This window comes from Stenotrophomonas sp. 2YAF26 (assembly GCF_052114625.1).
Lineage (GTDB): Bacteria > Pseudomonadota > Gammaproteobacteria > Xanthomonadales > Xanthomonadaceae > Stenotrophomonas > Stenotrophomonas indicatrix.
Window position 1 is genome coordinate 38,868 of sequence record NZ_JBFRFC010000027.1, and the last position, 11,379, is coordinate 50,246.

At 66.0% G+C, this 11,379-nt stretch carries 8 protein-coding genes; 4 read left to right on the plus strand and 4 right to left on the minus strand.

Features of this window, described 5'->3' with window-relative positions:
* Positions 1-8 precede the first annotated feature (8 nt).
* From AB4Y98_RS19990 to AB4Y98_RS20005, 4 genes are read right to left on the minus strand one after another with little or no spacing between them, the layout of a single operon-like run.
* Positions 9-761: an SDR family NAD(P)-dependent oxidoreductase gene (locus tag AB4Y98_RS19990; protein ID WP_089236518.1), complete on the minus strand. Its 753-nt coding sequence runs from the start codon at positions 759-761 to the stop codon at positions 9-11.
* A 45-nt stretch (positions 762-806) separates the two neighbouring features.
* The gene (locus tag AB4Y98_RS19995) at positions 807-2,111 is read right to left on the minus strand and encodes an MFS transporter (protein WP_033831792.1); all 1,305 of its coding nucleotides are present in this window, start codon (positions 2,109-2,111) and stop codon (positions 807-809) included.
* The gene (locus tag AB4Y98_RS20000) at positions 2,108-4,357 is read right to left on the minus strand and encodes an oligoalginate lyase (RefSeq protein WP_442245010.1); all 2,250 of its coding nucleotides are present in this window, start codon (positions 4,355-4,357) and stop codon (positions 2,108-2,110) included. Before AB4Y98_RS20000 ends, AB4Y98_RS19995 begins: the two co-directional genes overlap by 4 nt.
* Entirely contained in the window at positions 4,354-5,700 is a 1,347-nt protein-coding gene (locus AB4Y98_RS20005; RefSeq protein WP_442245011.1) for a polysaccharide lyase 6 family protein, read from the minus strand. Before AB4Y98_RS20005 ends, AB4Y98_RS20000 begins: the two co-directional genes overlap by 4 nt.
* 336 nt (positions 5,701-6,036) lie before the next feature.
* Here AB4Y98_RS20005 and AB4Y98_RS20010 point away from each other — a divergent pair, with 336 nt between their 5' ends.
* The 4 genes from AB4Y98_RS20010 (at position 6,037) to AB4Y98_RS20025 (ending at position 11,291) form a co-directional block, all read left to right on the plus strand.
* Complete coding sequence (locus AB4Y98_RS20010) at positions 6,037-8,928, plus strand: TonB-dependent receptor (RefSeq protein WP_442245012.1); 2,892 nt, start codon at positions 6,037-6,039, stop codon at positions 8,926-8,928.
* Between the two features lie 102 nt (positions 8,929-9,030).
* Positions 9,031-9,774 carry a FadR/GntR family transcriptional regulator gene (locus tag AB4Y98_RS20015; protein ID WP_442245013.1) on the plus strand — a complete coding sequence of 248 codons (744 nt, stop codon included), beginning with the start codon at positions 9,031-9,033 and terminating at the stop codon, positions 9,772-9,774.
* 121 nt (positions 9,775-9,895) lie between these two features.
* Positions 9,896-10,855, plus strand: coding sequence for an SPFH domain-containing protein (locus tag AB4Y98_RS20020; RefSeq protein ID WP_313113754.1), 960 nt, complete (start codon positions 9,896-9,898; stop codon positions 10,853-10,855).
* Between the two features lies 1 nt (position 10,856).
* Positions 10,857-11,291 carry an NfeD family protein gene (locus AB4Y98_RS20025; RefSeq protein ID WP_105164521.1) on the plus strand — a complete coding sequence of 145 codons (435 nt, stop codon included), beginning with the start codon at positions 10,857-10,859 and terminating at the stop codon, positions 11,289-11,291.
* Positions 11,292-11,379: the final 88 nt, after the last annotated feature.

Sequence of the window (11,379 nt, forward strand, 5' to 3'; positions counted from 1 at the left end):
CGGTCCGGTCAGGAGAAGTAGGTGCCGCCGTTGACGTCCAGATTGGCTCCGGTGACGAACGCTGCTGCATCCGACGCCAGGTACACCGCCGCATCGGCGGCTTCGTCCGGCAGGCCCTGGCGACGCAGCGGCGTCGCGCCGGCCACCGCCGTACGCACTTCCGGTTTGGTGAATTCGTCATGGAAGCGGGTGGCGATCATGCCGCAGCACAGTGCGTTGACGCGGATACCCTTCGGCCCCAGCTCCTTGGCCATGGCCCGGGTGAAGGTCATCACGCCCGCTTTGGCGGTGGCGTAGATCGCCGCGCCGGGGCCGCCGCCATCGCGACCGGCCTGCGAGGCGAAGTTCACGATCGCCGCGCCTTCGCCCATGTGCGGTACCACGGCGTGGGTGGTCAGGTAGGTGGAGGTCAGGTTGAGGTCGATGACCTTGTGGAAGAACGCCGGATCGATGTCGGCCAGCGGACGACGCTCGACCATGCCGCCGGCCACGTTCACCAGCACGTCGATGCGCTGGCCGAATGCAGCCTGCGTCGCCGCGACCAGGCCGGCCACGGCGGCGGGATCGGTGACGTCGGCGCGGTGGGCGATGGCCTGGCCACCGGCCGCCTTGATCAGCGCCAGCGTTTCCTGCGCGCTGGCTTCGTCGTTGGCGTAGTTGAGGCAGACGCGTGCGCCGGCCGCAGCCAGCTTGATCGAGACGGCACGGCCGATATCACGGCCACCACCGGTGACGATGGCCACCTTGTCCTGGAACGACATGCGGGAAACTCCTTGGTTTGCGGGGGAATGCGAGGGAATGGGGGCTCAACCGTCGGTGCGGTCGAGCTTGTGGATCGGTCCGGTCCACCACCACAGTGCGGCCAGCGACAGCGGCACCAGTGCGGCGACGAGGATGAAGATCGGTGCATAGGAATGGCGGGTCAGCACCGGCACCAGCCAGGTGGTGATCAACGTTCCGGCTACGGCGGCCAGGCCGCCGAGACCGGCCAGCGTGCCCACCGAGCGGCCATCGAACAGATCGCCGGGCAAGGTCTGGATGTTGCCGATGGCGATCTGGAAACCGAACAGCACTGCTGCAATCGCCAGCACCGCAAACAGCGGCTGGTTGGCCAGTACCGCGCCCAGCAGGGCCGGTGCCATGATCACGCAGCCCAGCGAAATCGACAGCTTGCGCGCACGGTCCACGCTCTGGCCGGCATTGATCAGGCGCCCCGACAGCCAGCCGCCGCTCAGGCTGCCGAGCATGGCGCCGACGAAGGGCACCCAGGCGAACAGGCCGATCTGCTTGATGTCGAAGCCGAAGGTCTCGGCCAGATAGATCGGCAGCCACGATACGAACAGCCACCAGATCGGATCCAGCAGGAAACGGCAGGCGAGCATGCCCCAGCTCTGCCGGTGGGCCAGCAGCGAACGCACGCTGACCTTCGGTGCATCCACGCGTTGCTGGCCAGCCTGGTCTTCCATGATCAGGCGCCGCTCGGCGTCACTCACCCACGGATGCTTGTCCGGGCCGGCGCGATAGACGAACAGCCATGGCAGCAGCCACAGGAAACCAAGTGCACCGACCAGCACGAAGGTGCCGCGCCAGCCCAGCCACAGGTACAGGCCGGCGATGGCCGGCGCTGAAACGATGGCACCGATGGACGCGCCCGCGTTGAAGATGCCCTGTGCGAGGGCACGCTCACGCGCGGGGAACCACTCGGCATTGGCTTTCACCGCGCCGGGCCAGGCACCGGCTTCGCTGATGCCCAGCATCGCCCGCACCACGCTGAAGGAGAGCATGGAGTGGGTGACCGAATGCAGCGCGATCGAGATCGACCACACACTGATCGACAACGCGAACCCCAGCCGCGTCCCGATCATGTCGAACAGGCGCCCGAACAGGAACTGGCCGGCGGCATAGAAGAGCATGAACACGGTGACCAGCAGTGCGTAATCGTCCTTGGTCGCGCCGACTTCCCTGGCGATCTCCGGCCACATCACCGCCAGTGCATTGCGGTCGATGTAGTTGATCACCGTGGCCACCGCGATCAGGCCGACGATCAGCCAGCGCACGGCCGAGCGCACCGGCACCTTGCGCAACGTAGCCACGGCCGAGGGGCCGTTCATCGTGCATCACCCTTGCTGCGGTCCATGCGCGCATGACTGCCGCTCCAGCGGTAGGCATGGCCATCCACCGTCACGCTGTGTTCGCCCTTCGCGTCGCTGTCGTCGGCCACGCCGAGTGCGATGCGGGCGCCGCTGGCCAGGCGCAGCTCGAGCACCTCGGCATCATTGCCGCGGGTGCGGATGATCTGCTTGATGCGGCTGTCTGCACCGTGCACGTACTCGGCGGTGCCGTTGTACTCGCCATGCGGCTCCAGCACGCTGAAGAAGGTCACATCCTTCTGTCCTTCCACGCGCTGCAGCAGCGCCGGTTCACGGCGCAGGTTGAACTCGGGATCATTGGCACCGCTCTCCACCAGCAACGCCTGCGCCGGCGCGCTGCTGCCGAAGCGGTAGGTGTAGAAGCGTCCGTCGAGCAGCCACGCCAGCGTGCGCGGCTCACTGCCGGCCTTGCTGCGTGCGTCCAGCCACAGGTGCTGGTAGCCGTTGTCGCTGCCGAGTACCGGGCGCTGGGTGGGGAAATGCTCCGCCTCGAAACCGGTGGTGACGATATGGCCGTTGAAGTGCAGTGGCAGGTCGTAGCGTGCAGCCTTGTCGCCGTGCACCTGCAGCAGGTCCAGCACCACCGGCAGGCCCAGTTCGGGGTGGCGCAGCAGTGCCTGGGTGCGGGTGAACACCACGCCCGGATAGGCATCGCGCATCGTCGCCGAGGCGATCTGGGTATCTGCGTCGGCCTGGAAGAAGCGCACCTGCGGGGCGAGTTCCTCACCGCGCTTCCAGTCGCCCTTGAAGTGGCTCTGCTCGTTCACCACCAGCGTGTTGTGGGCCACGGTCTGCTTGGCCCAGCTGCGGTTCTCGGCAAGATAGATGCCACCGCGCTTGGCTTCCACGTTGAGGAAGCGCGCCGCGCCGTAGTCGGTCACCACGGCGTTGCCATTGTCGTAGAACAGCCAGTTGAGCTTGTCGAAGTGGCCGTGGCCCATGCCCTGCATGGTGTCCTTCTGCACCAGCGCCTGGCCGCGTTCGCCGCCCATGCGCAGGATCGCCAGACCGCCGCGTTCACCGTCCGGGCCGTCGCGCAGCAGCATCGGCCGGTAGTCGAACGGTTTGGCTTTGTTGGCTGCCAACGCCTGCGCCACCTGCAGCCCTTCCGGCGACAGCAGCAGGCGTTTCTGCTGCTGGGCGACCGACAGCAGACGGTCATCGCCGGCCTGCGCATAGGCGATGCCGATGCCAGCCACCAGCTCTTCGGTATCGATGCCCTTGTCCAGGATCGCATCGTTGATCGGGAAGAACAGGCCGTCGTAACTGGTCTGCACCAGCACGTCCACCGCCTTCAGCAGCACGCCGTCGCGGCGCGCGAAGATCTTCCGCTGCGGCTCGTTGCGTTCGATCGCGTTGGCAAACAACAGGAACGGCGCCAGCGCATAGCGCTGGTAGTAGGGGCCTTCCTCGTAATACCCATCGGGCGAGAACAGCAGGTCGATCTGCCGCAGGAAGCCGAACTGGTCATCCTTGCGGCTGCCGCGCAGCGATTTCTCCACCAGCTCCCGATCACGCAGCACGTAGCCGGTCATGCCGGTGGCGGCCACCGCCCAGGTCGCGTGGTTGTGGATCTGGTCGTAGTTCTTCGGCTCGCTGGCCAGGAACTCGGCCATCGGCCGGAACACCTGCGACTCGATGATCTGCCGATCCTGCGGCGACAGGGCATCGCGGATCGCGTCGTAGCCCTGGATGGCGTTGACCAGCCAGACCGAATCGTTGAGCACCTGCCAGAACACCCGGCCGGGAATCTGTCCGCGTCCCTCCGGATGCGGGCCGAGGGTCGGGTAGAGCTTGGCGTACTCCAGCAGCATGTCGCGCGAATAGGCGACATAGGCCTTGTCGCCGGTCAGCCGATACAGGGTGCCGGCGGCCAGCAGTGCCTGGTAGTTGCGCTTGTGCTGCTCATGGGTGCGGCCGCCGCCCTTGTCCTTCGGCACCGGCACGTCGATGCCGGCCTTCATCATCTTCTGCAGCGATTTTTCCGTACGCGCCTGTTCCTTGGCGAACCACGGATAGCGGCTGCCTTCGCTGGCCATCTGCTGCCACTGCGCGGCGGTCACCAGTACCGGCGCGGTATCGCCTTGTCGCGCGGCTGTGGCAGGTGCCGCATGCAGCGATGCCGTCGGCAACAGGGCGAAGGGAGCGGCCAGGGCGAGGGCGAGCGCCAGACGGTGGGAACAAAGGGACAGCGGCTGCAACCTCATCGATCAACTCCGGTGCTGGTGCGTGACAGGGCAACCTCGCCCACCTTGGGATACCAGTCCACCCCCGTCTGTTCGCGCGGGGTCATTGCCAGCGCCGGGTCGGCGCCGATGGTGGGCAGGGGCGTTGCCGGCACCCACAGGCCGCTTGCGGCCTGCTGCAGGGTGATGCTGGCGCTGTTCACCCCGCCGGGGAATACGCTGCTGGCCTGCGGCGACTGCACGTTGCCGCTGAAGGCGATGCCCGCCAGTGAACTGGCCGCATTCGGTGGATTTTTGCTGGTGCGGTTGACGATCAGGTTGCCGCTGAAGTGGCTGTTGCTGGCGGCGACCACGATGCCCTTGGTTTCGTCATGGCCCACACCGAAGCTGATCTTCGCCACGTCGACGAAGGTGTTGCGGCTGATGGTCGCGTTGACCACCGGCGCGTAGCCGGACAACGGCGGATTGGCCTGTGCATCCATCACCGCCAGTGCCGAGCGGTTGCTGGAGCCGGCCAGCCGTTCGAAGTAGTTGTTGCTGACGGTCTGGTCGGCATTGATGATGCGCACGCCGCCGGTGCCGGCCTTGTCGTCGCCGAGGAAGAGGTTGTCGACCACCCGGTTGCCCTTGCCATGGCGCAGGGTCAGCGCGCCGGCCGAACGATAGAACACGTTGCCGCGGAAGGTATTGCCGCCGGACTTGTTGGAGACGATCTCGGTCTCGCCATCGCAGCCCTCGAACCAGTTGTTCTCCACCGTGCTGTTGGAATCGCTCAGCGAGGTGTCGCTGGTGCCGACGCGGATCGTCTCTCCGCCATTGACGCCCAGCGCCGGCCGCGGGCCGAACCAGTTGTGGTCGATGCGGTGCTGGTTGTCCAGGCCCTGGGTGGCATCGCGCACCACCACCACCGTCGGGCCGGCGTTGGTCTTGCCGCGCAGCTGGCTGTGGTCGAGGCGGTTGTTGCTGCCGTACAGCGACACCCAGTAGTCCTGGTCGCTGCCATCGGGGTTGCTGTAGTCATCGATGACCAGGCCGGTGACACGGCTGTGGCTGGCCACTGCCTTGCTTGACTCGCGGAACGCCACCACCGCGTCGCCCGGGGTGTAGCCGTTGCGGAATACCAGGTTGGAGACCTGCAGGTAGCTGCCGGCCAGGCGCAGGTCCGACCCCCCGCTGAGGATCACCTTGCCCGGCGTCTGCGCGCGCAGCACGATCGGTGCGGCGGCGGTGCCCTGGCCCTTCAGCAGCAGGCGCGCATCGATCCAGGTGCCATCGGCCAGCACGATTTCATCGCCGGGTTGCAGCGCGGCAGCGGCGGTGGCGAACTCGGCGGCATCATGGACCAGCCAGCTTGCAGCATGCACCGGCAAACTGGTCAGGCATGTTGCCAGTCCAATTGCCAGGCAATATCCAAGGGTGGGTTTCGAAAGGCGGTGCGAAGTCGGTTGAATGCGCATGAAGTCCTTCCAGGGACGGCGATGCCGCGGTTTCGGAGTGGGTGTGCATACCACTTGGTAGGTGTGTTGTAAGCCACGTTGCGCGCAAAGTCATGCTGCATCAGCACATGAAATGCCGGGCAACAGGTCTGAATCAAAGGTATTACGAAAAATCCAGTCCAGTTGGTTGACATTTCTGTGTCGGCGTGTCGAAGCTGCGTCCCACGCCTACTGTCCGGGCGATCCTTTGGGAGGAGGAAAACCATGCGGCAACCAGCCGGAGTTGTACGTCGTACACCGTTGTCACCCACACCGCTGATCGTGGCACTGCTCGCTGCGCTGGCGGCTTCACCGGCCGTGCAGGCGCAGTCTGCCGGTAGCGGTTCAGGGCAGGACGCCACCACCTTGGACCAGGTCCAGGTCACCGGCATCCGCGAATCGATGCAGAGCTCGATCAACAAGAAGCGCGACGACACGGTGATCGCCGATGTGTTGTCGGCCGACGACATCGGCGACCTGCCCGCGCCATCACTGGCCGATGCGATCGAAACGCTGACCGGTGCCGCCTCGACCCGCGACAAGACCGGCGCATCGGAAATCTCGATCCGCGGTCTCGGCGCCTTCCTCAGCAGCACCAATTTCAACGGCCGCGAGATCACCAACGGCAGCGGCGACCGCTCGGTGAACTTCAACATGTTCCCGGCCGAGCTGATCAATACGGTGGCGATCTACAAGACCCAGCGTGCCGACATCATCGAAGGCGGTGTCGCTGGCACCATCGGGCTGGAGACGGTCAAGCCGCTGGAGTACGGCAAGCGCTCGGCGCAGATCGATCTGCGTGGCAGCTGGGCCGAGTATGACAAGAAGTACCGCGACGACGATGGCATCGGCTATCGCGGTACCGCCAGCTACATCGACCAGTTCGAATTCGGCAACGGCCAGAAGCTCGGCATCTCGCTGGGCATCCAGCGGCTGGAGGGCACCGATCCGGAGGAGAGCATCACCAGCGGCTCCACCTGGTATGCCTGCGATGGCAGGCAGAACGTGGCCAATGCCAACTGCAATGAGGTCAGCGCCCAGGCCATCGCCAACGGCGCGCCGTACTATCTGGTGCCAAGCAGCCGCATCTATCGCCTGAAGCAGGAGCGCAATGATCGCCAGAGCGAATTCGCGGCGATCCAGTGGCGGCCCAACGACGTGGTCGAGGTCAACCTCGATTTCGAACATACCGAGCGCAACTGGGACGAGGACCGCAGTGACCTGAGCCTTTCCAACGCACGTCGCGGCATCACCCAGCGTGACGTGGACGAGGACGGCATCGTCCGTCACCTGCATGGCAGCACCTCCATCGATTCAACCTCCAACCGCTATTGGCGCGGCGAGGAGTACACCGGTGGTGGCCTGAACCTGATCCTGCGTCCGAGCCCGGCCTGGGAGCTGTCCACCGATCTTTCCTATTCGCATACCAACCGCCTGGACAGCGAGCGCATGACCCGGCTGCGCGCCAACCAGCGCGACGTCAACAACGCCATCGTGCCGGGTATCAGCAGCGGCGCCACCGGCTATGTCGACTACGACTGGGACTGGCATGGCGAGGTGCCGAGCGTCGCGCTGGCGCCGAACTTCGACCCGAACAACTGGGACGCCTACACCGGCGCGGCGCGGGTGACCTCCAGCGCGACCGAGAACGACCACAAGATCAAGGCCGGCCGCTTCGATGCCAGCTTCATGCCCGAGTCCGGTTTCTTCACCCGCATCAAGGGCGGCGTGCGCGCCAGCCAGGCCGACTACCGCCTGCGCGACAACACCCTGGTGACCGACTACGACCAGCGCGTAGCGGCCGACAAGGCGAAGATCATTGCCGCCAACCGTGCCTGCCGTGCACCGTTCCCGCAGGACGACTTCATGGATGCGGCCAGCGGCAATACGATCTCCTCGTGGGCGTACTTCGATCCCAGCTGCCTCTACGCGTCCTTCCGCGGCACCAGCGACAGTGGCCTGGACCCGGACTTCCAGGACCCGAACAACGTCGATGTGACCGAGAAAACCCGCGCGCTGTACCTGATGGGTGAATTCAGCAGCACGCTGTTCGGCCTGCCGGTCACCGGCAATGTCGGCCTGCGCTGGGTCAAGACCGACGTGCGTTCGGAAGGCGTGCGCACCGACCTGGCGGTCATCGACAACGGCGACGGCACGATCCGCCTGCAACCCACTGGTGATTTCACCACCCAGGTGTTCAAGGCGGGCAACGACAAGCTGCTGCCAAGCCTGAATGCCGCGTTCGAGCTGAAGCCGGACCTGTTGCTGCGGGTGGGCGCGTACCGGGCGATGTCACGCCCGGACATCGCCGCACTCGGTGCCGGGCGAACCATCAATGTCAGCAGCGATGCCACCTATACCGGCCTGGCCGACGCGCTGGACGACATCAGTGCCAGCGGCAATCCGGCTGCACAGCCGCTGATGTCCTGGAACGGCGATGTCTCGCTTGAGTGGTATGCGAACCCGGATACGCTGCTGGCCGGTGCGGTGTACTGGAAGCAGTTCAACGGTGGCACCGCCACCGCGCTGGTGCCGGAGACCTACACCCTCAACGGACAGACGGTGACCGTGCCGGTGCGCCAGCAGGTGACCACCGATGAAGACAGCACCCTGACCGGTATCGAGCTCAGTGCCACCCACCGGTTCTCGTACCTGCCCAAGCCGTTCGATGGCCTCGGCTTCAAGGTCAGCTACAACTATGCCGACGCCGACTACCAGACGCAGGATTCGCGGTTGGGCGAGCAGTTGGCCGCCGATGGATCGATCATTCCGGCCATCGTTCCGCCGGCCGGCCTGAGCGGCTTCTCGCGGCATGTGCTGTCCGGTTCCCTCTACTGGGATGTGGGCCGCTTCAACATCCAGGCCATCGGCAAGTTCCGTTCGCACTATTACCAGGACTTCACCGGCAACACGGCGCAGCAGAACCGCTACTACGATGACAACACCAGCGTCGACCTGCGCCTGCGTTACCGGGTGAACAAGCAGCTGTCGCTGTCGCTGGAACTGATGAACCTGACCGACGAGCCACGCGTGGCGTACCAGCCGCTTTACGGGAATTTCCGCGAGGTGGTGAGCTACGGGCGGCGCGCGTATTTCGGTGTACGATACAAGTTCTGAACAGGGCGGCGCGGCCAATGGTCGCGCCGTCGCTCCAACCGGACCCGCACCGTGCCCGGTGGCCGGGGACGGGCCCGGAGGGAACCGCCAAGGGTCAGCCGCATGTCCGCCAACCGTCTCTACCAGACCATCGCCGCCAAGCTCCGCAAGCTGATCGAGGATGGCGAATATCCGTCGGGTTCGCGCCTGCCGGGCGAACGTGAACTTGCCGAACGCTTCGGCGTCAGCCGGGTCACCATCCGTGAGGCGGAAATCGCCCTGGAAGCGCAGGGCTGGATCGCGATCCGTATCGGTTCGGGCGTCTATGTGAAGCCGCGCCCGGCCCAGGCTGCCGGCGGGCTGCCCGATATCAGCGCCTTCGACCTGACCGCGGCGCGTGCCGTATTCGAGGCGGAAGCCGCAGCGCTGGCGGCAAGCAATATCGATGAGGCCGGCATCGCCGAGCTGCAGGTGCTGGCTGAAGCGCTGTGCCGGCGTGACCTTACCGATGAAGAGGCCGGCGACTACGACCGTCGCTTCCACCTGGCCATCGCCCGCCTGTCGGGCAACCCGGTGGTCGAGTATTTCGTGCAGCAGATCTGGCGCATGCGCAGCGAGCTGCCGCGGGTGGCCGAGGTCTACGCACGGGTGTGCCATGACGATGGTGCCAGCCGCGCCGACGAGCACATGGCGATCTTCGAGGGGCTGCGCGCGCGCGATCCCGTCGCTGCACGCAATGCGATGCGCCATCACTTCCAGCGCCTGTTCGAGGCGATGCTGGAGGCGACCGAAAGCCAGGCGCTGGCCGAGATCCGCCGGCAGACCCAGCAGGACCGCGAGCGCTTCCTGGCCACGACCCGGATCTGACCGGGTTCATCCTGCGGTGCCGGGCCATGCTCGGCTGCTTTCGGCTGGAACGTGCGGTACCCGCATCGCCTGCATCCACGCGCTATGCTGGGCTCCGGACGTCTCCCATAAGGAAAGCGCGATGTTCCCGACCATGTTCTTCAGCGCGGTGCTGGCCTTCGTGGCCGTGGTCATCCTGTTCAAGGCAGTGCGGATGGTGCCACAGGGCTATGAATGGACCGTCGAGCGGTTCGGCCGTTACACCCACACCATGTCGCCCGGCCTGCATTTCCTGATCCCGATCGTCTACGGGGTGGGGCGCAAGGTGAACATGATGGAGCAGGTGCTGGACGTGCCCGGCCAGGAAGTGATCACCAAGGACAACGCCGCCGTGCGCGTCGATGGCGTGGTGTTCTTCCAGGTACTGGACGCGGCCAAGGCCGCCTACGAGGTATCGGTGCTGGAAGTGGCGATGATCGCCCTGGTGCAGACCAACATCCGTACCGTGATCGGCTCGATGGACCTGGATGAATCGCTCAGCCAGCGCGAGGTGATCAACGCCAAGCTGCTCAGCGTGGTCGATCATGCGACCAACCCGTGGGGCGTGAAGGTCAACCGCATCGAGATCCGCGACATCCAGCCGCCGCGCGACCTGCTCGATGCGATGGCACGGCAGATGAAGGCCGAGCGCGAGAAGCGCGCGCAGATCCTCGAGGCGGAAGGTTCGCGGCAGTCTGAGATCCTGCGTGCCGAAGGCGAGAAGCAGGCTACGGTGCTGGAGGCGGAGGGGCGGCGCGAGGCCGCATTCCGCGACGCCGAAGCGCGCGAGCGCCTGGCCGAAGCCGAAGCCAAGGCGACCCAGGTGGTGTCGGCGGCGATCGCCGACGGCGACGTCCAGGCCATCAACTACTTCATCGCCCAGAAGTATGTGGAAGCGTTCAAGGAACTGGCCACGTCGCCGAACCAGAAGCTGGTGCTGATGCCGATGGAGGCCAGCGGAGTGATTGGTTCGATCGCCGGCGTGGCCGAGCTGGCCAAGCAGGCCCTGTCCAACCAGGAAACCCGGCCGCCGGCAAGGCGGCCGCCACCGATCGGAGGCTGACATGCGCTGGGAAGTCGTTGCCTGGGGTGCGTTGGCCTTGCTGCTGTTCGCCGCCGAAGCGCTGGCGCCCGGCGCGTTCATGCTGTGGATCGGCATCGGTGCGGCGGCGGTGTTCGCGCTGGTAGCGGTGTTCGCCGATATCCCGGTGCTGTGGCAGGTGGTCGCTTTCGTGGTGCTGAGCGTGCTGTCGATCCAGTGCTACCGGCACTGGGGCAAGCCGCGCGCGCGGCAGAGTGACGCGCCGCTGCTGAACCGCCGCGCTGAACAACTGGTCGGGCGGGTGGTGCCCTTGCAGCAGGCCATCGTTGGCGGGCAGGGCAGGGTCAGCATCGACGACGCGTCGTGGCAGGTGAGTGGGCCGGAGCTGCCGGCCGGCACGCTGGTGCGGGTGGTGGCGGTGCAGGGCAGTGCGCTGGTGGTCGAGGCGGTCGCCTAGGGTTTCCAGCGAACGGCACAGCCCCTCGTGGATTGGCCGCTTGATGCGTCGGGGTCTGTTTGTTGGGTCGGGGGGGGGGGGGGGGGGG

Excerpts from the sequence above, each read along its gene's own strand:
- AB4Y98_RS19995 (WP_033831792.1), bottom strand. The coding sequence starts at position 2,111 with ATGAACGGCCCCTCGGCCGTGGCTACGTTGCGCAAGGTGCCGGTGCGC.
- AB4Y98_RS20015 (WP_442245013.1), top strand. The coding sequence starts at position 9,031 with ATGTCCGCCAACCGTCTCTACCAGACCATCGCCGCCAAGCTCCGCAAG.
- AB4Y98_RS19990 (WP_089236518.1), bottom strand. The coding sequence starts at position 761 with ATGTCGTTCCAGGACAAGGTGGCCATCGTCACCGGTGGTGGCCGTGAT.
- AB4Y98_RS20010 (WP_442245012.1), top strand. The coding sequence starts at position 6,037 with ATGCGGCAACCAGCCGGAGTTGTACGTCGTACACCGTTGTCACCCACA.
- AB4Y98_RS20025 (WP_105164521.1), top strand. The coding sequence starts at position 10,857 with ATGCGCTGGGAAGTCGTTGCCTGGGGTGCGTTGGCCTTGCTGCTGTTC.
- AB4Y98_RS20000 (WP_442245010.1), bottom strand. The coding sequence starts at position 4,357 with ATGAGGTTGCAGCCGCTGTCCCTTTGTTCCCACCGTCTGGCGCTCGCC.
- AB4Y98_RS20020 (WP_313113754.1), top strand. The coding sequence starts at position 9,896 with ATGTTCCCGACCATGTTCTTCAGCGCGGTGCTGGCCTTCGTGGCCGTG.